Annotated in this window: 15 protein-coding genes; 10 read left to right on the forward strand and 5 right to left on the reverse strand. The window is 61.6% G+C overall.

The window, feature by feature from the left end; all coding sequences use genetic code 11:
• Genes DK26_RS06865 through DK26_RS06875 form a run of 3 tightly spaced genes read left to right on the forward strand, consistent with a single transcriptional unit; the run spans window position 1 to window position 8,807 of the window.
• Window positions 1-1,536 carry a hypothetical protein gene (locus DK26_RS06865; protein ID WP_066469666.1) on the forward strand — a complete coding sequence of 512 codons (1,536 nt, stop codon included), beginning with the start codon at window positions 1-3 and terminating at the stop codon, window positions 1,534-1,536.
• A gap of 4 nt (window positions 1,537-1,540) precedes the next feature.
• The gene (locus DK26_RS06870) at window positions 1,541-6,817 is read left to right on the forward strand and encodes an FtsK/SpoIIIE domain-containing protein (RefSeq protein ID WP_066469668.1); all 5,277 of its coding nucleotides are present in this window, start codon (window positions 1,541-1,543) and stop codon (window positions 6,815-6,817) included.
• A gap of 31 nt (window positions 6,818-6,848) precedes the next feature.
• The gene (locus tag DK26_RS06875) at window positions 6,849-8,807 is read left to right on the forward strand and encodes a DNA phosphorothioation-associated putative methyltransferase (protein ID WP_066469670.1); all 1,959 of its coding nucleotides are present in this window, start codon (window positions 6,849-6,851) and stop codon (window positions 8,805-8,807) included.
• Window positions 8,808-8,861: 54 nt separating this feature from the next.
• Here the strand turns inward: DK26_RS06875 and DK26_RS28470 are convergent, their stop codons facing one another.
• Entirely contained in the window at window positions 8,862-10,358 is a 1,497-nt protein-coding gene (locus tag DK26_RS28470) for an anti-phage deoxyguanosine triphosphatase (RefSeq protein WP_248309882.1), read from the reverse strand.
• A 54-nt stretch (window positions 10,359-10,412) separates the two neighbouring features.
• Between DK26_RS28470 and DK26_RS06880 the strand changes: the two genes are divergently transcribed.
• Window positions 10,413-10,754 (forward strand): hypothetical protein, encoded by a 342-nt coding sequence (locus tag DK26_RS06880; RefSeq protein ID WP_157089548.1) that lies wholly within the window; start codon window positions 10,413-10,415, stop codon window positions 10,752-10,754.
• 1,193 nt (window positions 10,755-11,947) lie between these two features.
• Here DK26_RS06880 and DK26_RS06885 read toward each other — a convergent pair.
• From DK26_RS06885 to DK26_RS06895, 3 genes are all read right to left on the reverse strand, one after another.
• Window positions 11,948-12,901 carry a toll/interleukin-1 receptor domain-containing protein gene (locus DK26_RS06885; RefSeq protein WP_066469674.1) on the reverse strand — a complete coding sequence of 318 codons (954 nt, stop codon included), beginning with the start codon at window positions 12,899-12,901 and terminating at the stop codon, window positions 11,948-11,950.
• Window positions 12,902-12,977: 76 nt separating this feature from the next.
• The gene (locus tag DK26_RS06890; RefSeq protein ID WP_083533021.1) at window positions 12,978-16,331 is read right to left on the reverse strand and encodes a DEAD/DEAH box helicase family protein; all 3,354 of its coding nucleotides are present in this window, start codon (window positions 16,329-16,331) and stop codon (window positions 12,978-12,980) included.
• Window positions 16,332-16,499: 168 nt separating this feature from the next.
• Window positions 16,500-20,228, reverse strand: a complete 3,729-nt coding sequence (locus tag DK26_RS06895; protein WP_066469676.1) for a vitamin B12-dependent ribonucleotide reductase — start codon at window positions 20,226-20,228, stop codon at window positions 16,500-16,502.
• A gap of 716 nt (window positions 20,229-20,944) precedes the next feature.
• On the opposite strand from DK26_RS06895, the gene DK26_RS06900 reads away from it, so the two are divergent.
• The 5 genes from DK26_RS06900 (at window position 20,945) to DK26_RS06915 (ending at window position 24,602) form a co-directional block, all read left to right on the forward strand.
• The gene (locus DK26_RS06900; RefSeq protein WP_066469678.1) at window positions 20,945-21,640 is read left to right on the forward strand and encodes an NIPSNAP family protein; all 696 of its coding nucleotides are present in this window, start codon (window positions 20,945-20,947) and stop codon (window positions 21,638-21,640) included.
• Window positions 21,641-21,721: 81 nt separating this feature from the next.
• On the forward strand, window positions 21,722-22,471 hold the full coding sequence (locus tag DK26_RS06905) for a serine hydrolase (protein ID WP_248309883.1): 750 nt from the start codon (window positions 21,722-21,724) through the stop codon (window positions 22,469-22,471).
• 60 nt (window positions 22,472-22,531) lie between these two features.
• Window positions 22,532-22,729, forward strand: coding sequence for a hypothetical protein (locus tag DK26_RS29610; protein WP_248309884.1), 198 nt, complete (start codon window positions 22,532-22,534; stop codon window positions 22,727-22,729).
• A 91-nt stretch (window positions 22,730-22,820) separates the two neighbouring features.
• Window positions 22,821-23,231: an NADH:ubiquinone oxidoreductase subunit NDUFA12 gene (locus DK26_RS06910; protein WP_066469679.1), complete on the forward strand. Its 411-nt coding sequence runs from the start codon at window positions 22,821-22,823 to the stop codon at window positions 23,229-23,231.
• A 249-nt stretch (window positions 23,232-23,480) separates the two neighbouring features.
• Window positions 23,481-24,602 carry an MFS transporter gene (locus tag DK26_RS06915; protein ID WP_349236323.1) on the forward strand — a complete coding sequence of 374 codons (1,122 nt, stop codon included), beginning with the start codon at window positions 23,481-23,483 and terminating at the stop codon, window positions 24,600-24,602.
• 24 nt (window positions 24,603-24,626) lie between these two features.
• Here DK26_RS06915 and DK26_RS06920 read toward each other — a convergent pair whose 3' ends face one another.
• The gene (locus tag DK26_RS06920) at window positions 24,627-25,517 is read right to left on the reverse strand and encodes an alpha/beta hydrolase (RefSeq protein ID WP_066469682.1); all 891 of its coding nucleotides are present in this window, start codon (window positions 25,515-25,517) and stop codon (window positions 24,627-24,629) included.
• Between the two features lie 165 nt (window positions 25,518-25,682).
• Here DK26_RS06920 and DK26_RS06925 point away from each other — a divergent pair, with 165 nt between their 5' ends.
• The gene (locus DK26_RS06925; RefSeq protein ID WP_066469684.1) at window positions 25,683-26,270 is read left to right on the forward strand and encodes a CGNR zinc finger domain-containing protein; all 588 of its coding nucleotides are present in this window, start codon (window positions 25,683-25,685) and stop codon (window positions 26,268-26,270) included.
• The last annotated feature ends 8 nt before the right edge of the window (window positions 26,271-26,278 follow it).

Below are 26,278 nucleotides of genomic sequence, written 5' to 3' on the forward strand. Positions count from 1 at the left end.
ATGCCAGCCAACGTCCTGCCAGGCTCAATGCCGCTGCCGGAGCAGCTCGAAATCCGCAATATCGAGATCTGGATCGAGCAACAGGTCTGGGGCCACCGCCTCATAGCCGACCAGACACCTTGGTTCCTCCTGCTGGAGGCACTTGGCGTCATGGCTTCGCGTGCTTCCGATAGGAACCACGACCGAATTTTCCCGGGCAAACCTGTCGACGGTAAACACGAAGACTTCAGCTACTCCATGGCGACGAGAAGCGCGCTTCGGATGCTGCTCTTCAAGGATCGCTACATCGACGAGATCGCCGATTCACAGGCTGTCTCGGATTCCTCGATGTGGACGAGATGGTTTGACCTGGTGCCTGGTGGCGAGGAGAAGTTCGGCTATCTGCGCGACCGCTTCACCCGCTTCTCCAGCTTCCGCAACGCGGTAGCATTACTGCGTGGCGCTGAGATCGAGAGCGAGCGTAAGCGCCGTCCAAACTCGAGGCATCTGGCGCCGCGCGGGCCGGACATGCTAGCCGCGGATTTCGGCGAACAGGCTAATGGAGGAGTGAACAAGGATCGGCGCTTCTTTGCCCGGGGCGGCGAGCTGCTCTATCTGATGCTCAACCGCAGCAACCTCAAAGACGCTCTCGAAGAGGCTGTGCGCGATCGCCTCTTGACGCCTGGCAGTCGTTGGAACGCCTTGGCCAGAATCCTGCAGCCCGACAGCCCCCAACCCGTAGCTACCTTCGAAAACGGCTATCTGCCTCTCGGCTATCACCGCGTCTACGACGTGCTCGCAGAAGACTGGCTCGCGCTGCTCTCCCTCAGAGGCCTTCCCGACGACAATCTCCCCGAACCCCTGATGCGCATCTCGGGGCTCGCGATCATCAATTACATGACGCTTCGCTCGGCTGAGATCCTTGGTGTCCCGCCGACTGAGTTCCCCGTCGACATGGTTAGCCTCGACACCCTTAGCGTACAGAAGATCTCGAAAGATTGCTTCCGGCGCCATCGAGACCAGTCCAGGCTCGCCATCTCCAAGATCGTGGACGATTTCTCAAAGAGCCCAGAATTCGCGGAGGCCTCGGGGCAAGCGAACCCGTTCCGGGCTGTGAAGGAACTCGTCAGCTCTCGGTTCAACTATGAGCTGGACGACACCCCGCTCGCCAAGATCCCGGCCGAGCTCAAGGAGCAGGCGATCTCGAACCACGATCAGCATCTTGGTCGTGTCGTCGGCTTCTATGCTGAGCAGATCGGGTTTGCCGTCGCCCGACGCGGCAACGGTCGTTGGTATGCGGCAAGCGACGGCCTGATCGAGGCGCTGGTGCTTGCCAATGTCAAACATCCCATGGAGTTCGAGACCTTCCTCGAAACACTTTGGACACGGTACCGGATGGTCGTAGGGAGCGAGGTAGGATGCCGCGAGTTCCAGACAGTCAATTATGCGCATCTGAAGGCCAATCAGCGGCTCCTGGAAGATCGTCTCCGGGTGCTGGGTTTGCTGAAACGCCTGTCTGACGATTGCGCCTTCGTCACCAATCCGTTCGTGGAGTGAGCTGATGGACGCCCGAGTGACTCATGCGGCCATCGAGCCCGATCTCGCCCTCATCGCCTCGGTTGCTGTGGTTCGCGCGCAGTTGGAAATTGGGGATTCCCTAGATCAGAAGTCTTTGTTCCGGATCGTCGGGTTCGACGCGAAGGTGACATCTGCCATTGCGAAAGCGCTCGCTGCCCTGCCAGGAGCAGAAGTTCACGTCCACAATGCCCTCGACGATGGAACTTTGCCGCCAGAGATGTTGACGACCAAGAGCGCGACGCATTTCCGGAATGCCGAGCGCAGCAGCGGTGGCGGGCTTATCGTCTTTGCCGTTCCGACGGACCATCTCGACGTCGTCGGCGCCACCGTAGGAGAGATCAAGCAGATCTCCCAGGAATCGCTTTGTGCCTCACCTGACGTCTGGTTTGATTGCTGCCCCGAGCTCTCGACCATGGATGAGCGCAGTCGGCTCAATGTCCGCAATGCTCTCCTAGGTGCACTGGCCGCTGGCCTGCTTACCGACGGCATCCGGATGATGGCTCGGTTCATGATCCTCCTCGACGCAAAATTCGTGTCGACTTCGATCGAACGCGCGCTCGACGAAGCGCTGCCAGCCTTCCACATCCCAGCTGGGGCTGGTCGCTTCAAGGATTTCGGCGCCAAAGGTCGGCTGAAAAGCAAGGAAGCCTGGAGTTCCGAACTCTTGGCATTGCACGACCGAGCCGAGGATGCGCTCTACCTTCGGAATGATCGCGGCGCGCCGCTTGATCGGAATGTCATCCGCAATCGGCTTGCGGTGCTCGTATCGGAGGCCAAGGTCACCACGGAGGATGCTGACACCTTCAACGCCCTTCTCGATGACGACAGCCTACAGGCAGGACGCTGGCGACCGAGTCAAGAAGGCGTCACCCATTTACGCTGGGAGGTGGTCGAACGGATACTAAAGGCGACGCGCGAGACCAAGAAGCCCAAGCTTGGAGAAGCGACGATCGACATGTTCCAGAGGCACATGCCGAAGGAACTCGATGCGGCCGACAAAGCCCTCCTGGAGCCGCTAACTGGAACGGAAGAGGCCGACGAGCACGAGCGCGACTTCTTCTTCCGGCACCGCGAGCATCTTCAGGAGGACAAGAAGCTCCTGAAGCAGTGGGAGAACTTCGTCTTCCACAAGATCGGAAACCACCCCGATCTGCTATCCGGCCTACTACTTTCGACCGCGGACCTGATCCGTGCGTCCGAACAAATCCCTGCGAAGCCGAAGATCGTCGTGCGCCTCGACGGTGCCGACAAACTTGCATTCTGGAAGGCGCGGAACACCGACATCGGTATGTTCCTCAGAGATCGCTATCGCGGGCTGAAGGAGTTGCTGGAGCCGACAGTCGAAATCGATTTCGGCATGTGCTGGACGCACACTCTCGACAAGGGCAAGGGCAGAGACAAGAGCTCCACAGCGGCCCGCTCCTTCAAGTTCGATATTTCGCTTGTCTCGGAGGACGATCCTCCCGGAAAACTCGCGACAAACACCACGCAGCTCACGTGGATGTTGCCCCCCAATTCGTTCGCCAATGCCTATTCGGAAAACATGGAAGAGATCGCCCAGGCGGAAGCACCAACGGCTCTCTTGGCGCGCGGACGTTTCTCGCGAGCGCAGCGTACCCAACGTGTCGTCGACGGGATCATCGACCTTGAGGACCGCTCGACGATCCAAGACGCTTTCGACAACCCCGACGGCCGGCTTGTCGACGTCAATGCTCGCGACCTGGACATGGGTGAAGCCTTCAAATCGGCGCTCGCGAGCGTAGAGGGAACACTTCTCGACAAGGCGGTAGCAGCTGAGATCCGGAGTGCCTTCGATGCTTTCCACGCCTCATACACGACCGCAGTTCGCGCTTTCACGTCCACAGACGGCAAAGGACTGATGGAAGATGCTCTAATTGAGCAATCCGAGCTTTACGGGAAGCTCCTCGCACTCCTACGTCGGAAGGCGCGCAAGGATGAGTGCCGCTCCAAGCTCTGGGAGCCAATGCTCTCGATCGGACTCGCACGTTCAATCGACAAGCCTACGGTTGCGATCTCGTGCCCATGGCATCCTTTCCGGCTGGCAGAGGCAAAGGCCAAGGCCTTGCGGCTTGCCAATGCTTTCAAGGCGATGGTCGCCGCCGGCGGGAATGGGACCGACCTCAGAACTTTTGCCCGCGAAGTGACGGCGTCTGTCGATCGCGGCTGGCATCCGTCTATGTCGTTGGTGCCAGACACTCCTCGTCCTCGGTTGTTGATCGAGACGGAACATTTCGCCGACTTCGGCCTGCTTGAGCCTCCGACTGCCGATGAAGGAGCGGAAGGCGCTTTTGACGGTTATTCGAAGGAAGCCACCGCCGAGTTCCTGAGTGTTGCTCAGGAGTACCTCGACCTCAATCCGCACGAGCGAGCCAACTTCTCGATCGTGCTGTACAACGCCGATAATCGCGACCTGCCGTCCAGACTTGCGGATCAGCTTGCACGAAAGATCGAGGCCGAGACGGACCTGCGTTGCGATCTCGTGCTCACGCACACTGATCAGAACCGGCTCCGGCAGATCTACTCCGAGCAGAACATCACGATCTCCCGCGAGATGGACGGAGTGCTCGCAACCGAGGCCGCGCAGACGTTCCTGTCGCGCCTACGTGTCGGTTTTCTCGACGTTGATACCGTGAAACGCGGCGCTCCAGAGGGGCGCAACTCCGACATGGTGTTTCTCCACGACGTGATCGCCCGCAATGCCCATGCAAGCTGGCGCAAATGCGTACCGCCCGAGGCTGGGTGGCCGCGGTTCCTTGATCACGTCCCGGATTCAGAAACACGGCGTCAGTCTTTCGAGGCTGGCACCCGTAAGACCGAGGTCCTGCTCATCCCTTCGGAGCGCCCGGCTGAGGTTCAGTACTACACGGACCTGATCCACGACCTTCATCGGGATCAACGGGATGCAGCGCTCGATCATTATGTGCCTGTCCGCGAAGTTTCTTTCGACGAGGACACGGTCAAGAATGCGATCGACCAGGCGCACGCTGTCGCCACCTGGGTCGTTACCTACGACGGGATCGCGGACCTGCAGCTGCTGCGAAACAACGGGGTCCAGATTGTCCGCTTCATCACCCGTCCGGGTTCAAGTCACAACCTCGTCGTCTCGACCAAGCAGAACAGCAAAACGCTACGCCAGCGTCTAGTCGATATCATCGGCCCGATCATCGGTGGGGTGGGGGCGCCAATCGATGCTCTCGCCGATACTTGCATTGAACACGCTGCTCACATTTCCGGACGGGTGGTCCTTCGCGCTGCACGCTTGGAGCGCAATGCGCTCGAACTCTTGGGGCTCGTGCTCAGCCGGCAGGTCGTGACCGACTCGCTCCCCGCCGGAATGGTTCCTGTCTGTTGGCTGCTCCTCGACGACTTCGCCGACTGGCTTGGCCACAAGGGAAAGAAGGCTGACATCCTTCTGCTCTGCATCGGCGAGCAAAACGGCAAACCGGTTCTTGACCTCGTTGTCATCGAGAGCAAGTTCGTCGGACAAGATGGCGAAGCTGCAGAATCGAAATCGTCCCTCGAACAGACGAAGGCGAGCACCAGTGACCTGCGAGATCGCATTGTCCAGGACGGCGACCATCTGAATAAGACAACCTGGCGCGGCCGGCTCGCTGACTTGCTCCTCGAACACGGCATCTTCCGTCAGCGCGTTGGCGAGCGAAGTCCAAAGGAGTGGGCGAGTCTTCTGCGGACCGGGACCGCCGCCATCCGCATCCGCGGCGCCTCGATGGTATTTATCCACGATTGCACTGACGAGAAGCCGTTGGCGATCGAGGCTGACAGCTCCGAGCAACGCCAGTACATCTTCGACCGAACGGAAATCGCGCGCGCCCTCCGCAGGGTCACTGACCCTAACGCCGGCGCGTTGACCGTCGACCTGGCCGCGCCCGTCTCAAGCCAGACCACTCCTGCTACTGAAGCCGAGTCAGCTGTCGAGACCGATGGCTCAGCGGCCCCGGAGCTGCCTCCAACGCCACTAAAGGCAGCGCCCGATCCGGCGGTCACGCCCCAACCCCAGCCAGCAGAGCTCACATTCAACGGTCCTGGCATGTTTCCAGCCTCCGTCATCGAGTTCATTCGTGAGAAGAGAGGGGAGACGGACGACAATTCGGTCCTGGAATGGTTGGAAGCCACCAAGAGCAGGCTGCGTGGGGCGCTGCGGGGATATGGTCTTACGGCCGAGCTCCTGGGAGATCGCCTCACGCCCAACGCTGCCCTCGTTAGGCTCAAGGGTTCTGACAAGATGACGGTCGCCGATCTTGAGCGGCGTAAGGGCGTTCTCCTGACCACACATCAGATCGACGTGATCGACATCCGTCCGGGAAGTGGTGAGGTGATCGCAACGATCTCGCGGCCAAAGCGTGCCAAGCTCTCGCTTGAAGACCTGTGGCGCAGGCGCAAACTTCCAGAGTCGGCACCGTTGCAGAACGGCAGTTTTCTAATCGGCGAGAAAGAACACGATGGAGAGCTGCTCTATCTGAACCTCTTCGAGGAGTTCAACGGGCAGCCGCAGCATGGCCCCCACACCTTGATCGCCGGCGAGTCTGGCGGCGGCAAAGGCATCCTCACACGGAACATCTTGCTCGACCTGTTGGCGACCAATTCGCCACGGAACGCTCGGGTTCGTTTCGTGGACCCCAAGTTTGGTGGCGACTATCGCTGGATCGAACAGATGCCTCATCTCGATGGTGGCATCATTTCGAACCAGGCTGATGCAATCGACACGCTCAAGGACTTGGTTGAGGAAATGGACCGGCGCTATGTCGAGATCACCAAAATCGCGTCGAACATCGATAAGTTCAACGCGAAGATTTCACCAGAGGCCCGACTGCCGCGCATCTTCCTATTCCACGACGAGATTGGTGATTGGTTGGCTGATGCCAGCTCGAACTATCGCCAGGCTGTCGAAACCTACGTGGTCAGGCTTGCATCCAAGGCTCGTGCTGCCGGCATCCACCTGTTCATGGTCACTCAGCGCCCGGACAAGGATGCCATGCCCGGCCAGGTGAAGGCCAATCTCGGCAACAAAATCTGCCTTAAGGTTTCATCCTCCGTGAATTCGCGGATCGTGCTTGATGAGAGCGGCGCAGAGAACCTGCTCGGGCATGGACACTTCATGGCCAAACTCGCAAACGAGAGGATCTCAAACCAAAGCAGCCTCATTTACGGGCAGGTTCCGTTCTCCGATGAGGACGAAGCCTGGGATCTAGCCATGGCCATCAAGGCACATTGGAAATAGGCTGGCCGTGAACTAATGCGGCTTGAACTCGATGCCCGGCACCTCGTCTCAAACCAAGCGTCAGGTGCCTGGCAAACGAGTAGGCGGGTTTCTCTATATCCACCGGACGGCAGTTGGCCTGCTGGATCCCGCGGACGCCAGTGCTATCGCCGACGCGGCGGGCCTTATCGAGAACGGCAGCTGGAACGTTGCCAAGATCAAAGGCTCAGATCTGTCGCTTCTGCTCTACGAGGAATTTGACGACGTTGCCTTCCCGGTACTCCTGACCTCCTGGAAGATCGATCGCACCTCGAGGACCGCCGCGCTTCGAGACTATCGCGGGCGGGCGAACCCGCCCATCCTCCACCGCAAAGAAGCGCTGCTTCGCTTCGACGATCCGCGGATCCCGCGCTTCACTGCTCTGACCCGCCAAGCAGAGGATTTTGGTCTCTTTTCCGACACCAAGACTATCGGAACACGAGCACGTTGGGAGGAGCTCATTCGAAAGCATGGGCTCTTGCTGCATGGGCACACATTGGTCAGGAAAGAGGAGACGGTCGTCGACGTCGAACGCCACAGGACAGCGATTGTTCGTCGGGATCTGTCGCAGCCAGTCGCGCTGATGCGGCGCCTTGGGATCATCGATCAAAACAGCTCAACCTTCGACTACGGATGCGGCCAGGGAGATGACGTCGCTGCATTGATCGAGAATGGCTATGACGCTTTTGGGTGGGATCCACACTTCGCTCCGAACGGTCTCCGGCGAGCAGCGGACGCTGTGAATCTTGGCTTCGTCGTCAATGTCATCGAAGACCCCAACGAACGGGTGGAGACCGTGCGGGCCGCATGGTTCTTCGCCAAGAAGGCCTTGGTCGTTTCTGCTATGCTGACGGGGAAAGCTCCGGTTTCCGGCCTGAAGCCCTATAAGGACGGCTTCCTCACAAGCCGCGGCACCTTCCAGAAATACTTCACGCAAGAGGAGCTTCGGGCGCTTGTCTCGACGGCTACAGGCCTGAACGCGTTGTCTCTCGGGGCCGGCATCGTTGCAGCATTCCGCGATAAGGAACTCGAACAGGAGGTCAACTATCGGAGGCGATCGAAAGCATCTATTCTGTCGGAACGCTTTAGGGTCCCGAGACGGCTTGATCAGTCGAATCCAGAATTCACCATCGGATCGCCAATAGCCTCTGAGCGCATTGCCGTCGAGCTGGAAGCCATTTGGCGTACAGCCCTCAATCTTGGTCGGATGCCAATTGCCGGCGAACTCCCCCCCGATATCCGGTCCGGGCTGCTTGGCGCTCGCGTCGCCGTGGACCGCGCGCTTGCAATCTGCCTGGAGACATTCGACCGAGCAAGCCTCGGCCAGGCAGCCGAAGCGCGCCGGGAGGATCTGCTTGTCCATTTCGCGTTGACACTGTTTCCTGGGGCCCCGCGCTACTCGACCTTGCCGCGATCAATCCAGCGAGACGTGAAGACGTTCTTCGGCAGCCATACGACGGCGATGCAGTACGCCCGAAATGCCCTGTTTGAGGTTGGCGAACCGGGAATGGTCAACAGGGCGGCCTGCCAGGCTGCGGACAAGGGCATCGGCAGCTTCGATTCCGCCTACCGCTTCCAAATGGAATCGCTCTCACGAACGCCAAGCCCAATTCGCATCATCGTCGGCTGCGCAGAGGTCATCGAACCGGACGTTGGGACTGCGGATTTCGTGGAAATCGACGCGCCACTGGGGATCGTGCGCACAATCCGATGCAGCGACCCTAACAGAACCATGCCGCTCGTCGTCGAGGTTATCGAGGTCGATCTGAAAGCCCTGAAACGCAAACGCATTCGGCCCAAGGACAGGATCCTCTATCTGAAGGCGCGGTACATGACGGCCGATGACCCAGCCCACGCCGAACAGACTAGCGTGGACGCCAAGCTCTTGAGGGCAGGGCTAGTCAGTTCAGCCGGGGATGGTCCGGACGCCCTATCACTCGCTAGGTTACTACTCAGCGCGAGCCCACTGTGATCGAGCAAATGCGGTGTTGGCGCAGGACCTCCGTCTGGCCGGCAGGAACAGCGACTAAAGCTTGTCGAAAACAGACCCCATCCGCGGGCTAAAGAGTCTATCATACGTTTTTAGCAGAAAGGCATCTGTCATCCCGGCTACGTGATCGCAGATCACTCGAATGTTCTTGCCGGAAGTTGTATAGTCAAAAAATGCGTCTTCCGGAAGAAATGCTTTAGGGTCGGAAGCTAGCGCCTCAAATACTGAAACTACCATTTTTTGACCTTTAAATTCAAGGTGTTGTACTTCAGCGCTTTTGATAACCTTTTGTACGACGAGCTCTTGCAAAGCGTCGAGAAAATCTCTTTGGCTTGGTGGTAGAACCGCTTTGTAACGAATCAACGGCTCGTTGAATTGCGGCAAAATTTCAATCCGAATGTTCGTTATGAAATGATGTACAATTCTACTAATATAGTGTTTCCGCGATTTTCCGCCACCAAATAGACAGCTGACGAGTGTGTCGTAGACGTTGTTCTGGCTCTCCGTTGGATATTTGAATTTCAAAGAATCGAGAAATTCCGTGCATTTATCCTCGCCGGCAAAAGACCTAAAATCCTTCTCGTCGAGCAAGCCTAGGGCGATAGCGTCTTCGAGGTCGTGAACGCCGTAGGCGATATCGTCCGCAATATCCATGATGCTGCAATCGAAAGACTTGAATAGTGGAGTGGCGTGCTCCGTTGGGACATTCTCGACGGATTGGAACAGCGCTCGATCTTTATCTGTCAGCAGTTCAAGGACCCAAGCGACAACTTCGCGCTCGCTATCCAGAAAGCATTTGGGCGGCTTCGATCTTTTTCGGTCAATAATCCGTATGGATTGGGGAGTGCTATCAATGGCAGGAATGATTTCTGGATTGGCGGCGATTCCAAAACCGACTGGGTACTTCAAAACTCCCAGAAGTGTTCGCCTCGCTAGATCAGCCCCATTCAATGCGGAGAAATTCTCTAGCCTTGAAAGTATACGCAACGTATGGCCATTTCCTTCGAATCCGCCATTGTCTCTCATGCAATAATTTAAAGCGATCTCACCGCCGTGCCCAAAGGGAGGGTGCCCCAGATCATGCGCCAAGCCGATGGCCTGTATTAGGCTAACTGGCGGAAGATAGGAGTGAGCCTCATGTGAGCTCAAGGTGCCAAGTTGGCGGACGATACTGCTAGCGATCTGCGCGACCTCCAGAGAGTGCGTCAACCTAGTGCGATAGAAGTCGCTATCGCCCAAGTTCAGGGTCTGTGTTTTGCCCTGCAGCCGACGAAAAGAGCCGGAGTGGACGATCCTCGCATAATCGGCATCGAACGGGGTTCGAGCATCCTCCGGGTGTTTCTTCCAACCACTCCGTCTTGCTTCCCATTCCATCATTCCGCTTTCTCCCCCTTTGGATCGGCGCTGAGCCAATTTGGATAGCATGCGATGAGCATGGCTTTCGTTCTCAGGCAAGGCCCTCTCTAAGTGCAGAGCGTTTGACGACATGCCGCTCACGTGTAGGGGGCTGGCGAGGCGGCCATCGCGATCCATTCCACTTCCATTGTGTCAAACCGCGAGTAAACAGACGCTCGATCGGCGTCATCGTTGTTCGGCTGGAGCAGTCGCGAGAATCGCATTGACCGGGCCAAGCCTCTGAACGGTATCGTCGCGCCAAAGAAAATGCGGGCGACCATGGCGCATACCTACACCCGCAAGGAGCTCTACGACCTGGTCTCGCCCGGGCCGCTGCGAACCCTGTGCACGCAGTTTGGAGTTTCGGACGTCTCCGTGGAAAAGGCCTACAAGAAGGCTGATATTCCGACACCGCCGCAGGGGTATTGGAACAAGGTCCAGGCCGGCAAGAAGGTGTCACGCATCACACTGTCACCGCGGGGCTTGGGGCAACCCGACGAGGTCGTCATCGGCGCCGGCCGCCGGGGATACTAAAACCACGATCCAATAGCGCCGATCCCGCCGGAGCCTACGTTCGACAACGACGAGGCGATCATCCGGAAGGTGGCGGCGAAGCTCGTCGGCACGGTCACCATTGCAAACGACTTCTCCAGGGCCCACTCCCCGCAGGCTGCGATGACGAGTCGTCCGATCGTCTTCAGAAAGGCACTAACGGCGCGGCCTATTGGTTCGGAAGCGGGACGACAGCGATGTGGGTTGGCTCGCGCGTCTTCGCTTATATCGGTATCACCAAGTCCTCAAAGAACCGGCGATACGTACCTACACAGAAGTTGAATTCATTTTTAGTGTGATGATATTTTTGTGCCACCTTTGCGTTTTTGTGGTTCACGCCGGAGCAGATGACCTCTCTCGCGCGGAGCATGTAGTCGCTCCAATTGTGTATGTAATTTGGAAAGAATTGGAATGGAAAATACCTCAGATAAAGGAAACCATCTTCCGCCATATCCATTGTGGGTGGATGGGCCGGAAATACTGATGGGAACGAATCATAGATCTCGGAAAGATTCTTGTCGAAAATAATACGTGGAACATCGGCGGTTGACTCTAGTTCATACGCGTTCATGTAAGCACTTCCCGCAATTATGTCCTGGTCGTGGATAAGCGGCCCTCCAGAGATGGCCCCGCGACATAGGTATCCATCGCAAAGAAGGTCAGTCCAAATCTTAGTAACTTTCTGGCATATGGATTTTAGACCATCTGCATTTCTTTCGGTAGAAATAATCAAGCAATCTGAGATATATGTAATCTGAGGATAACCTAGATCTTTATCTGTAAATATATTGTCGTTTTTTGTGTATATTGGTAGGTCTGGATCTAGATTCGATGTGTTCCGCTCTTCGCTCATAAAATTGAGGCAAGATCGGAGTCGTTCGTAAGTCAAATTGTCCCAATTTTTCTCAAGATCGAGAATTCGATTGGAGAATCCGAGAATGTCTATGAAGGCGCAGTATCTATCTTTGAACATCGGTTAAGCTCTTATCTGGATTCATTGCGAAATCGGCTTTATCACGTGAGAGGCGTCTGCAAAGATGTGAGCGTCGGCGAGCGATACGTGGTTAGGTCTTCGGCGATCAGGCTGTCGGGCCACGCTAGTGCTCGTCCGTTGCCGCCGGCCACGAAGGGAACGTCGAACTCGGGAAACTGAAGACACGGCCAGCTGCCGCCGCTCAATCTCGCTGGATGTTGCTCATGAGCTCATCCCAATAGTACTCTGCGGCCCCCTCGAAGGTCAGGTGTTGCCTTTCGCGCCCGACACCGAAACGCGACATGCCCATCATTGGCTTCAGGAACATTCCCTGAGCGTCGGTCTCAATGGAGAGGCTTTCGTTGCAGCTGTTGTCGGAGGCCTGGTCGTTCGAGGAATACGAGATACCGCGACCGAGCATTCCACCGAGCATGATTTTGCAGCGCGAGACGGCCTTGCCGTTCCTATAGATCACGGCGGTGAAGCGGTTCGCGTCGATGCGCTTGAAGGTGGTGTCGATCTCCGGATTGCGCGCCTTGAGCTCAGAAAGGGATCCCTCAAAGAACTTGGCCATGAAGTCGAAGGCTTCGTCCAGGAAGTGATCTTGATCGGCTTCGGTGAAGGTCTTGCTGATGCGAAGGTTGCTTGACCGGGGCCCGGCAGCCGCCACCTGAATGACTGTTGGAGCGTGCTCGCGATTAGCTGGGACGGGGGCAATCGGCGCCTTAGGCAGCGCATCCCGGATCTTCTTGGCCACGTCGAGGAAAGCCTCGTCCAGATCGGGCCAGGAGCGGATCGGCTTGCCATCGCGGGGGGCGGCCATAAGCTTTCCGAACGGCGTTGGATGCCAATCGCAGGCGCGCAGGATGACGGGGATCACCCGCGCCTCGCCGGTACGATGCCGTTCCAGGGCCCGCGTCATCTCGACATCGTAGCAATAATTCGAGGCGATGAAATCCGGCGATACCAGCAGAAGGATGACGTCGGCCCGCTCCAGCTCTTGTCGGATGCCGGGGTCGAACTCGTCACCGGCTCGCAGCATGCGGTCGTGCCACGTCTCGATGAGGCCCTGACGCTTCAACGTTGCAAGAGCCACCTCAAGCCTGTCTCGAAGCTCTTCGTCCTTGTGGGAGTAGGAGAAGAAGACGGACGCCATTCTTACCTCTTGGGATGCATGGAGGGGCGCAAGTCAGATGGCGCGCGCCCACGGCACGTTGCCGAGACGACCCACATTAATCCGAGCAGATCACCCGCAGGTCCACATCCACCGTCTGCTTGATGTAGGCGGCCGCGGCTCCCAGCACGATCGCCTGATCGTCGGTCACCCTCTGTCGGGAAACGCCTGGCTGAACGACGCTGATCTCAAGGACGATCGGCTTCATCTTGGCGCTTTTCGCGATGGCGTTCAGGCGACCGACCGTGCCGTGAACGAAACGGTCCCGCAATTCGCTGCCATTCCCGTTGATCTTCAGCCTCGCCATCATATGCCGGTGAAGGCGATCAAAGTTTCCGCGCCAGACCGCGGACCTGACCGCCTGCGAGGCAACCTCCACGACATCCTTTACGCGCTCGCCCGGGTCCGCTGCGCCGGAGTATTTGCAGTGGACCAGCGCCAGCCGGATATGGTCGTCCTCCTCCTTCAGGCAGATCAAATCCGCCGCCTCTCCCGCGTCGTCGTCGTTGAAGACGACATGGAAGCCGTTGTCGACGTAGTCCTTCGCCACGTGCGTCTGGACCGAGTTGGTTCGCTCGACGCCCTTCTTCCAGGTCGACTCGATCTTAATGTCCACGCCCGTCCACTTCCAGGGGACGAGCCGATCCTCCTCGATGCGGACCTCGGTCACGTCGTGCTGAACGTAGAGGAGGTTGCCGTCGAGCTCCTTCAAGCTGACGTAGCGAACCAGCAGCGGATTGTCGCGAAGATATTCTTCCAGGGGGCGATCCTCGCGGCCGCACTTCATCCGGAGCGTCTTCTCGTCGCTCTTGAACAGGTAGCCCTTGTCGGCATCGAGGTGCAGGGAGACACGCTCGTTCAGCTCGCCTGACGCGGAGACGAGGCGAAAGGCCAGTCGGTCAGGACCCGAGGCAGCCGGTTCATGGTGCCATTCGCAGGCGGCGAGAGGCACCTGTGCCACGTCCTTCTTCGACACGAAGAAGCGCTCATCGGTAGTCTTGAGCGTCTCGTGAGGCCATTCCACAGACAGGATGTGCTCGTCGGGAAAGCGATCGGTCAATTCAGTCGGGATGAGGACGTTTCGCAGGATCTGCGGCACGTCGATCGTCTCGTCGATCAGTTTCCGACCGAGTGGCCTGCACCACTGAAGCCACTTCGGGATGGTTCCCTGCGCCTTCGACCAGACCCGGCCCTTGGCCGAGCATCCCGGAGCGACGACGGCGCCGTTCTCCCAACCGCGACCATCCAGGTTGGACTTCGTGGCACCGCTCGTTTCCGTTATCGTGAGCGCCTGCTGGACGTCGGCGCCGGTGTACATGGCGAAGCTCATGTTGCGGCGCCCGTGCTTGCGCACGCCGATGTTATTGAAGACTAGGCGGTTGATCCTGCCCAGGGACCGAAACGTGTCCTCCTTGTCGATGAGCCTGCTTCCGCCGACGGCTTCGGCCAACCCACCGTGCATGCTGTCCTTGTCAGACGAATTGATGTGGAGCAGCGCGGCATCCTTGTCATGGAAGAGCACGAACAGATCCCACTGGCGATCTCTCAGCTTCTTGCCGCGACTCCAGCGGACCCGATCCTCCTTCCTTGTGACGAAGTAGATGAGGGACTCCTTCTCGTTCTCCCATGCTGCATGAACCTGGACGTCCTCGGACAGGCCGCGCTGGAAGGTCTTCGGCGAGAAGTCGCTGCAGCGGTAGACGATCGTGCTGAACTTCGGGCGCAAGAGGTTCTTCGATATGCGAAGGCCTTCGACCTCCTCTTCGTCGACCAGCGGCTTCGAATTCCTCAGGAACTCGACCAGCTCGGCATGTTCGCGGGCCGCCTGGGAACTCGCCTCGCTCAGCAGCTTGTTCCAGTCGGCGCTCTCGCTGTAGAGGCGCTCCAGTTTCGCGGATACCTGCGGATCGGCGATGTTGGCCACCACGGTAGCGTCCCCGATGTCGGACGCCGAGGTCCTGGTGAACCGGCCGGTGAACTGGAGCAGGACCGGCAGGCTCTTATGAAGATCGTGAAGGACAGCGATCTTGAGCTCCGGCAGATCGAATCCTTCGCCCAGCATGTTGACGCAGATGACGATCCTGCTCCGGCCTGCTCGGAGATCAGCGAGGGCGGCGTCGATCAAGCCCTGCGAGATATCCGAATGCACCAGGATCGGATTGTGGGCGGGGGCCAAGCGCTTGTATAGGGCCAGAAGTTTCTCGCCTCGGGGGATGCCGGCGCACCGCGCCATCATCAGGTGATTCAGCCCTGCCTTCAGATCCGCATCAAGGGCGGCGATGCCTTCGATGGCCATCTCCTCGTCGGCATCGTCCTTCTCGATCTGGAAGATCGAATGGAACCTGATCGGCTTGAAGTAGCCGTCGCGTTGTGCCGCCGCGAGCGGATAGCTGAAGATCACCCGTCCATCGACAAGCTTGCCATCCAGCCGGAATGGGGTGGCGGTGAACTGCACGATCTGGTGGGCCTTGAACGCCGCTCGGAATGCGCTCCAGCTGTCGGAGGGAACGTGATGTGCTTCATCGACGAAAAGGGTCGCAACGGCGTTGGAGATCTTGGGAAACAGGGGCTCGACCGACGATGCGCCCAATGATGCCATCACGCCGATGGTGACGTTCGTGCCCAGGAAGATGCTGAGATCCGCCTCAGACTTGGGTTCCTTGGTCACGACGGCGACGATGGGGTTGGGCGTGTCATCGTCCAGCAGTCCCAGCGGCTTGCGGAGAAGCCCCAGCGACCGGAACTTCTTCGCTGTCTGGTTCCGCAGCGCCTTCGAGGGGACCATTACGAGGGTCGGGCCGCGGCGGTAGTTCACGGCGGCGCTCAGCATCGTCTCCGTCTTGCCGGTCCCGGTCGGCATGACGACCGTCGCCAGCTCGTTGGCGAAGACGCTCCAATGAGCTCCGACCGCATGAAGGGCGCCGATCTGAGGAGGACGAAGACCTTCGTCGCCAGGAGCGACCTTTCCGTCTTCCCCGGCCACCTCGGCGCGGAACTTGAAGCGGTCCCGCCACGCGTTCTCGATGCCCTTGGCGACGGCGAGGGGATCGGCGGCGAAGTCGTTGCGGAAATTCTGGTGGCGACGGTGCCACTGCCACCTCAGACCGCCTGATGTGGTGATGAGCAATCCATCGATGCCGCCGGGGATCGATGACAGCCTCTTGTCGGCGACCGCGATGACCTCCCCATCGTCGAGCGTGAAGACGTCGACCTCCGTCTTCCCGGAAATCCGCAGCTTCGAGGCCGCGACGATCTCTCGGCGCTTCGCCGGCGTGAGCAGGCAGAACCGAAGGCCGATGGAATGCTTCTCCCGAAATTCCAGGTCGGGCAGATCGAGATATCCGACAGGCTTTTGGACGTCCGTGAGGACATCATCGGACTTGGCGACTTCCACGTGGACCTTGTCGAGCATCGTATCCTCGGATGTGAGAAAGACGGTCGGCGTAATGAGTATTCACGATTTGTTCGGTTCAGTGGAGGGGGGCGGCAAATGATGCCGCCTCCCAGATTTTGCGGAAGTTCATGTCCGATTGGGCGGAACTTCGCCCCTCATTTCACCGCATCAACACATTCGACCTAATCAGCTGCAGCCCGTGGTCGAGCCGCAGGTGTTGCACTTCAGGCAGGTGCCGTTGCGGACCAGCGTGAAGTTGCCGCACTCGCCGCAGCTGTCGCCGACATAGCCTTTCATGATCGCCTCGGCCCGGCGCTCGGAAGCGCTCGGCTGGGCGGCCGGTGCGGCGAAGCCGAGCTTGGCCATCTCGGCCTCGCCATAGGCCTCCGGCTCCTCCTTCAGCGCGGTGGCGCCGGCTGTGGCGAGCGCCGTGACGCTGGCACCCGAGCGGGCGACGGCATCGTTCGCCGCCGAGCCGCCCTGGATGGCGAGCAGGTTGATCGGCTTGCCGCGGCGGAAGCCCGATGAGGCCAGCGGGGTCGAGGTGATCGGACCCGCCGCTTCCGGCGCCGCCCTGCCCTGCTCGACGCCGCCGCCCATCACGTCATGACCGATCTCGCTGGGATCGACATGGGCGAGGTCGTGCCGGCCGAGATAGGAGATCGCCAGCTCGCGGAAGACGTAGTCGAGGATCGAGGTCGCGTTCTTGATCGACTGGTTGCCCTGCACGAAGCCCGAGGGCTCGAAGCGGGTGAAGGTGAAGGCCTCGACATATTCCTCGAGCGGCACGCCGTATTGCAGGCCGAGCGAGACCGCGATGGCAAAATTGTTCATCATCGCCCGGAAGGCCGCGCCCTCCTTGTGCATGTCGATGAAGATCTCGCCGAGGCGCCCATCGGCATATTCACCGGTGTGGACATAGACCTTGTGGCCGCCGACCACCGCCTTCTGGATGTAGCCCGTGCGACGCGCCGGCATCTTCTCGCGGTCGCGCACCCGCTCGACCCGCTCGACGATGCGCTCGACGATCTTCTCGGCGACCTGCGTGGCGCGCGCCGCCATGGGCTGCTGGTGCAGCGCCTCGATGGCGTCGTCAGCATCATCGTCGTTATCGGCAATCAGGGCCGAGTTCAGCGGCTGCGACAGCTTCGAGCCGTCGCGGTAGAGGGCGTTGGCCTTGAGCGCCAGCTTCCAGGAGAGCAGGTAGGCGCTCTTGCAGTCCTCGACGGTCGCGTCGTTCGGCATGTTGATGGTCTTGGAGATCGCGCCCGAGATGAAGGGCTGCGCCGCCGCCATCATGCGGATATGGCTGTCGACCGAGAGGTAGCGCTTGCCGATGCGCCCGCAGGGGTTGGCGCAGTCGAAGACGTTGTAGTGCTCCTTCTTCAGGTGCGGAGCGCCTTCCAGCGTCATCGCCCCGCAGACATGGACGTTGGCGGCCTCGATCTCGGCCTTGGTGAAGCCGAGGAAGGGCAGGAGCTCGAAGGACATGTCGGCGAGCTTCTCGGCCGGGACTTTCAGCGTGCCGGTGAGGAAGTCCTCGCCCAGCGTCCACTTGTTGAAGACGAACTTGATGTCGAAGGCGGCCTTCAGGTCCTTCTCGATCGCGTCGATCTTGTCCTGCGGGAAGCCCTTGGCCTTGAGCGAGCCATGGTTGACGCCCGGCGCCTGCGCCAGCGTGCCGTGGCCGACCGCATAGGCCTCGATCTCGGCGATCTCGCTCTCGCGATAGCCGAGCGCCCGCAGCGCGTCCGGCACGGCGCCGTTGATGATCTTGAAGTAGCCGCCGCCGGCGAGCTTCTTGAACTTCACCAGCGCGAAGTCGGGCTCGATGCCGGTGGTGTCGCAGTCCATGACGAGGCCGATCGTGCCGGTCGGCGCGATCACCGTCGCCTGGGCGTTGCGGTAGCCGTACATCTTGCCGAGCGACAGCGCCTCGTCCCAGACGATGCGGGCGCGCTCAGAGAGCTTGATGCTGGAGCCGCCGAGGCGCGCCAGCGTGCCGTGGTCGAGCGGCACCGGCGTGACCTGCAGCCCCTCATAGCCGTCGGCCTGGCCATGGGCGGCGGTGCGGTGGTTGCGGATCACGCGCAGCATGTGGCTGGCGTTCTTCTTGTATCCCGGGAACGGGCCGAGCTCGCCGGCCATCTCCGCCGAGGTTGCATAGGAGACGCCGGTCATGATCGCGGTCAGCGCGCCGGCGAGCGCCCTGCCCTCGTCGCTGTCATAGCCGAGGCCCATGGTCATCAGCAGGCCGCCGATATTGGCGTAGCCGAGGCCGAGCGTGCGGTACTCGTAGGAAAGCTCGGCGATCTCGCGGCTCGGGAACTGCGCCATCGTCACCGAGATCTCGAGCACGACCGTCCAGAGCCGGCAGAGGTGCTCATAGCCCTCGACGTCGAAAGCCTTGGTCTCGCGGTCATAGAACTGCAGCAGGTTGGCGGAGGCCAGATTGCAGGCGGTGTCGTCGAGGAACATGTACTCCGAGCACGGGTTCGAGGCGCGGATGCGTCCCGAGGCCGGGCAGGTGTGCCAGTCGTTCATCGTGGTGTTGAAGTGCAGGCCGGGATCGGCCGAAGCCCAGGCGGCGTAGCCGATCTTCTCCCAGAGATCGCGGGCCTTCAGCGTCTTCGTCACCTTGCCGGTGGTGCGGGCGACGAGGTTCCAGTCGCTGTCCGACTCGACAGCGCGCAGGAAGTCGTCGGTCAGCGAGACCGAGTTGTTCGAGTTCTGGCCGGAGACGGTGAGATAAGCTTCCGAATCCCAGTCGGTGTCGTAGGTGTCGAACTGGATGTCGGTATAGCCCTGGCGGGCGAACTGGATGACGCGCTTGATATAGTTGTCCGGCACCATCGCCTTGCGGGCGAGCTTGATCTCGCGCTTCAGCGCCGGGTTCTTCTCGGGATCGAAGCAGGCATCGTCCGCGGCCTCGCAGTTGACGCAGGCCTTCATCACGGCCTTCATCGCCTTCTGGACGATCTTGGAGCCGGCGACGAGCGCCGCGACCTTCTGCTCCTCCTTCACCTTCCAGTCGATATAGGTCTCGATGTCCGGATGGTCGACGTCGACCACCACCATCTTGGCGGCGCGGCGGGTCGTGCCGCCCGACTTGATCGCCCCCGCAGCCCGGTCGCCGATCTTCAGGAAGGACATCAGGCCGGAAGAGCGCCCGCCGCCGGCGAGCTTCTCACCCTCGCCGCGCAGCATCGAGAAGTTCGAGCCGGTGCCGGAGCCGTATTTGAACAGGCGCGCCTCGCGCACCCACAGGTCCATGATGCCGCCCTCGTTGACGAGGTCGTCGGCGACGCCCTGGATGAAGCAGGCATGCGGCTGCGGGTGCTCATAGCTCGACTTCGACTTCACCAGCTTGCCGGTCTTGAAGTCGACGTAGAAATGGCCCTGGCTCGGCCCGTCGATGCCATAGGCCCAGTGCAGGCCGGTGTTGAACCATTGCGGCGAGTTCGGCGCGACCATCTGCGTCGCCAGCATGAAGCGCAGCTCGTCATGGAAGGCGGCGGCGTCCTCCTCGGAGGAGAAATAGCCGCCCTTCCAGCCCCAATAGGTCCAGCAGCCAGCGAGCCGGTCGAAGACCTGCTTGGAGGAAGTCTCGGAGCCGTAGCGCTTGTCCTCCGGCAGGGCGGCGAGCGCCGCCTCGTCCGGCGCAGAGCGCCAGAGGAACGAGGGAACGTCGTTCTCCTCGACCTTCTTCAGGACGGCGGGGACGCCGGCCTTGCGGAAATACTTCTGCGCGAGCACGTCGCTCGCGACCTGCGACCAGGCCTCGGGCACCTCGATGCCCTCGAGCCTGAACACGATCGAGCCGTCGGGATTGCGGATTTCGCTGACAGCCGAGCGGAACGGAATCGCCTGGTATGGCGACTGGCCGGCGGCGGTATGGCGGCGCTCGATGCGCATGTCTTCATCCCCAATGCATGCCGCGGGCTCGGGAAAGCCTCGCGCGGCCGGTTGCTCACCGGCTCCTGATGTCAGCCCAACTCGGTTTGATGCCCTGGATTCCGCGACGGTGTGGTCCCGCCGTCGAAACGCCTGTAGCGGCCAGCCGGGACGCACGTCGCCGTTCGCCGTCGCCGATATCGGCGCGCCGCGGTGATCGCTTCGACCCGTCTGGGAACTCTTTTCGCGGGGATCGAAGGCGTCTCCGCCAGCCGTCTCGCGACCATCAAAATCTAGTCCCGACCGGGTCGCGCCGTCAAGGATTAGTGCGAGCCGATAGGTGTGGATACGACATCTGGTAGGAAGATGTGGATCATGGGGATAAGTTTCAAGCAACCGGCTAAACCCAAGGAATCGCATGGGGAATCGGCGCCGCGTTGCCAGATTGCAACGATCCGCCGCCTCGCGAAATCCCTAAAATCCACCGGACCATGGTTAACCAGCCCTCAACCGGAGCCCACCTGACCCACTAGTGGAAGCGCGCTCTGCAGCAGCCGCCACAAGTGCTTGAATCCGCGCGATGCTTGGCCGGCTGGCGCGATCCTGCGAGCGGCCTCGGCGCGTCGCGAACCGTGACCGAATCGTGGCGGAATTCTGGATGACGCTGCTGACGGAGTTGGGCAGCCCCGCTGCCTAGCGGAAACACCAGCGAGGGGAACGCCAGCCGAAGGAACGACATGACCGACACCGTCTTCGAACTGCGCCGCTACAGCCTGAAACCGGGCGCGCGCGAAAACCTGATCGGCGTCTTCGACACCTATCTCGTCGAGACCCAGGAAGCCGCCGGGATGAGCGTCGTCGCCCAGTTCCGTGATCCCGCAGCGCCCGACCAGTTCGTCTGGTTCCGTGGCTTCGCCGATCAGGATTTCCGCATTAGTGCCCTCGCGGCCTTCTATGGCGGCCCGGTCTGGGCGGAGCACGGCCCCGCGGCGAACGAGACCATGCTGACATGGCACGATGTGCTGATGCTGAAGCCTGCCGCACCCGGCCTTGGCTTCGACACGAGCGGGCTCAGGCGATTACCCCCGGGAACCGTCGATCGCGAAGACGGGCGCCCCTACCTCGTCGCCATCGACCATCTCTCACCAGACAGCAGCGACACCGAAGCAGCCGAAGCGGCGCACCAAGTCGCGCAGGCCGCCCGGGCCGCCGGCGGCGAGATCCTCGCCAGTCTGATCAGCGACCGCAGCGAGAACGGTTTCGCGCGCCTGCCAGTGCGCGAGGGGGAATGCGTCGCGGTCACGCTCGTGCGTCCAGCAGCCCCACAAGCGATACCGACGCTCGAAACGGCCTTGCGCGACATGCGCTCCGGCCTTGGCAGCGCTCTGGACATCGCCCGCCTCCTCCCGACTGCGCGGTCGCTGCTGCGTTAGCTCCGGAAGTCCGGCCCTGGCGCCGCATAGTCGCCGGGATTGCCCGGCCTGATGGCGCCGCGGACACCACGGACCCAACCGATGCAACACCTGCTCGCCATCATCGCATTCTGCCTTTGGGTGATGCCGGCGCAGGCCGAGCCCGGCCGGCAGTGGCGGAGCATCGACCCGGCCTCGGCCGGCTGGTCCAGCGCCGCACTGCTGCCGTTGCGGGACTATGCCGACTTGCGCAAGCCGACGGCCTTGATGCTGGTGCAGAACGGTGTCGTCGTCGCCTCCTTCGGTGAGCCCACCCGCAAGGTCGGTGTCGCCTCTGTGCGCAAGAGCCTGCTCAGCGCGCTCTATGGCATCGCTGTCGCCGAAGGACGGATCAGCCTCGACTCGACACTCGCTGAACTCGGCATCGACGAGAAATCGCCCGGCCTCACCGAGCAGGAGAAGGGCGCGACCGTCCGCAACCTGCTGACCGCCCGCTCCGGCATCTATCTCCCGGCTGCCCACGAGACGTCTGAAATCAGGGAGAAGCGGCCGGCCCGCGGCAGCCATGCGCCGGGGAGCTTCTGGTTCTACAACAACTGGGACTTCAACGCGCTCGGCACGATCTATCGCGAGCGCACCGGCGAGAACATCTTCGAGAGCTTTGCCCGCCGGATCGCGGGCCCGATCGGCATGCAGGACTTCTCCGCCGCGGACGGTCGCTATGCGCAGTCACCGATTTCGCGGAACCCGGCCTATCCGTTCCGGATGAGCGCGCGCGACCTCGCCCGCTTCGGCGTGCTCTTCGCCAATGGTGGCAGCTGGGAGGCGCGCCAGCTCGTGCCGGCAGCCTAGGCGCGCGAATCGACAACCACCCATGCCGCGACCGACCGGCCGGCGCGGGGTTATGGCTATATGTGGTGGACCTTGCCGGAAGACGGCTTCGGCAAGGGCGCAGCGCTCGCCTCCGGCTATGGCGGGCAGTTGCTCGCTATCGTCCCGAGCAAACGTCTGGTGATGGTCCAGACCGCCGAATCCGGGAACAGCCGAAGAGGAACCCGCACCCGGGACTTCATCGGCCTGCTGCGGCGGATCGTGGCGGCAGCGCCGTAGCGATGCATGCCTGCTGCGCCCGGCCGCACTGGACATCGCGTCCTCTGGACGACATAAGTCGCGCGAGCCCGAGCGCCTCCGGACACGAGCGATGAACCAGACCCTGCTTCAGATCTTCACCTGGTGGAACGGCCAGACCATGGGCACCCGTTTCCACACCTGGCGCTTCGGCGAGAAGGTCGGCGAGGACCAGTTCGGCAACGTCTATTACCGCACCAAGGGCGGCGCCAAGGACAAGGCCCTCGGCCTCCAGCGCCGCTGGGTCGTCTATAACGGCCCGATCGAGGCCTCGACGATTCCGTCGGGCTGGAATGGCTGGCTGCACCACACCGTCGACGTCGCGCCTTCCGAGGAAAAATATGCGGCCCGCGACTGGGAACAGCCGCACCAGCCGAACCATACCGGCACCGCCCTCGCCTACCGCCCGTCCGGCTCGACCCTGGCCGAGAACGAGCGCCCGCCCGCGACCGGCGACTACGAGGCCTGGACGCCGGGGCGCTGAGCGCCAGTTTGAATCTTGCCTGAGCGCTCATCCTGAGGAGCCATTCCGCGAGGAATGGCGTCTCGAAGGATGATTCAGGATCCTCTTCAGACGACCAGAACATCCTTCGAGACGCCGCTGCGCGGCTCCTCAGGCTGAGGGCCCATGGGTATTCGGGCGGCGGAGCACCGCGACGTGACCACTCAGGCCTCCCTCGCCGCTACCTCGCGTTCGATCCCGCGCAGCGTCTGGCTGCTCGGCCTCGTCAGCATGTTGATGGATATCTCCTCCGAGATGGTCCAGACGCTGCTGCCGCTCTATCTGGTCACCGGGCTCGGCGCCTCCGCCATCACGGTCGGCCTGATCGAGGGCCTCGCGGTCGCGACCGCGATGGTCACCCGGCTATTCGCCGGCGTGCTCTCCGACTGGTCCGGGCAGAGGAAGCCTCTCATCCTGCTCGGCTACGGGCTGGCGGCCCTGTCGAGGCCGATCGTGCCGCTCGCCGACACCGTCGGCTGGATCGCCGGCGCCCGCTTTCTCGACCGGGTCGGCAAGGGCATCAGGAGCGCGCCGCGCGATGCTCTGATTGCCGATGTCACGCCGCCCGAACTGCGCGGCGCCAGCTTCAGCCTGCGCAAATCGCTCGACACGGTCGGCGGCTTCATCGGCCCGCTGGTCGCGATCGCGCTGATGCTTCTGACCGGGAACAATTTCAGCACGGTCTTCTGGATCGCCGCGATCCCGGCCCTGATCGCCGTCGCGGTCATCGTCGTCGGAATCCAGGAGCCTATTGGCCGGTCTGCCGGGAAAGGGGGCGAGCGCCCTCGCCTCGCCGCGCTGATTCAGCTCGGGCCGGGCGTATGGGCCGTGATCGGGCTCTGCGCCGTCCTGACTTTCGCCCGCTTCAGCGAGGCCTTCCTGCTGCTCAAGGCCCAACAGGCCGGATTCGCCCTGGCCTGGATCCCACTGATCCTGGTGCTGATGCATCTGGTCTACGGCCTGACCGCCTATCCCGTCGGCGTTCTCTCCGACCGGATAGGGCGCAATGGCATGCTCGCTATGAGCCTCGTCTTCCTGATCGGCGCCGATCTCGTCCTCGCCTTCGCGCAAACGCCGGCTCTGCTGCTTGCCGGCATCGTGCTCTGGGGCCTGCATATGGGCTTCTCGCAAGGCATTCTCGCCACGCTGATCGCTGACAGGGCGCCCGCTGCCGCACGTGGCACCGCCTTCGGCGCCCTCAACCTCGCGACGGGCCTAGCCGTCCTCGCCGGCAACCTGATCGCTGGCATCCTCTGGGAGAGCTACGGCGCCGCCGCGACCTTCCTCAACGGTGCGGCCTTCGCCGCGCTCGCCCTGATTGGTTTCCTGCTGATCGGCCGGCGCAGGCATTGACCGCACCGGCCTGTCGGCGACCTGTCAGGCCGGCAAGCGCGCCATGAACGCGCGGATACGCTCGGCGATCTCATCGGCATGCGTCTCCAGCGCGAAATGGCCGGCATCGAACAGGTGCACCTCGGCGCCCGGCACCTGCTGCTTCAGATAATCGACGCCCTCGAGCGTGAAGAACGGGTCGTTCTTGCCCCAGACGATCAGCATCGGCGGCTGGCGTTCGGCGAGATAGCGCTGCCAGGCCGGATAGGCCGCGAAATTGCTCTGGTAGTCGTGCAGCAGCCGCAGCTGGATCTCGCGATTGCCGGGCCGGTCGAGCCCGGCCTGATCCACCGTCCAGGCATCGGGCGACAGGCGCTCGGCGCGGGTGGCGCCATGGGTGTACTGAAAACGCGTCGTCTCCGGCTTCAGCAGATCGGCGAAGGGCTTCTCGGTTTCGGCGTTGCGCTCGCGCCAGAACGGCCCCATCGACGCCGTGATCTCCGGGTTCCAGCCCTCGGCATTGGCGACGGCGTTCTGCACGATCAGGCCGCGCACGCGCTCCGGCCGGCGCAGCGCCAGGCGGAACCCGACCGGGCCGCCATAGTCCTGCAGATAGAGCACATAGTTCTTCAGCCCGAGCCGATCGACGAGTTCCTCCACCACATCGGCGAGACGGTCGAAGCGATAATCGAACTCGGCCGGCGACGGCGCGGCACTGTGGCCGAATCCGGGGTAGTCCGGAGCGATCACCCGGTACTGCCCGGCGAGGCGCGGAATCAGGTCGCGGAACATGTGCGATGAGGACGGGAAGCCGTGCAGCAGAAGGAGCGCCGGCGCATCCTGCGGCCCTGCCTCGCGATAGAAGATCTCGGTGCCGGCTATCGTGGCGCGGCGGAAATGGACCTGGGCGGGATCGATAGCGGCGACGGGCGTCATGGCGAGACCTCTTGAGGTGAAAGCGGCGGCTGCAAGGCGGCAGCGGGAACCGAGCGCCGTCAAGCAAGTAACCATTGTCCTTATGATTTGACGGTGTCATTTGATTTGAAACCTGTCAACTGATAAATGACAGGTTACAATCGACCTATCCGCAGAAGGTGCGAAATGGCGTCCGCGACCGAGATCTCCAGCGAGTTCCGCGAAGGCTTCCTTTTCGTCGGTGGCGCGACATGGCTCGACCTGCTGAACACCACACCGGCAGGCGAAGCCGGCCCTCAGGAGTTGATCGACAGCCCCGAGCGCGCGCTCGCCTGGCTGGCGGCGGCTGGACTCGGCGATGGCCCGGCAGACGGAAAAATGGCGATGCACGATCTGCGCGCGCTGCGCGCCGAGTTGCGGGGGGTCTTCGACGGGCTTCAGGCGGGCGAGCCGCTGCCCGATGCCGCTCTGGCATCAGTGAACCGCCGGCTGGCAGGTCTGAGCGGCCATCATGTCCTGCAACGGGGCGAGAACGGACCAGTCCTCACGCTGGCGCTCGCCCCGGTTGCCGACCCCGCCGCGCCGGTCGCGCTCGATTTCGCGCGCTTCGTCTGCGAGGCCGAGCCGGCGCGGCTGAAGCGCTGCGCCGCCGACGACTGCACGCTCGTCTTCTACGATCGCGGGCGCAACAATACGCGGCGCTGGTGCACGATGGGCCAGTGCGGCAACCGCGACAAGGTCGCGCGCTTCCGCGCCAGGCGCGCTGGAAGCTAGGCGACGTA

It is taken from the genome of Allobosea sp. WAO (genome assembly GCF_001509835.1).
Classification (GTDB): Bacteria; Pseudomonadota; Alphaproteobacteria; order Rhizobiales; family Beijerinckiaceae; genus Allobosea.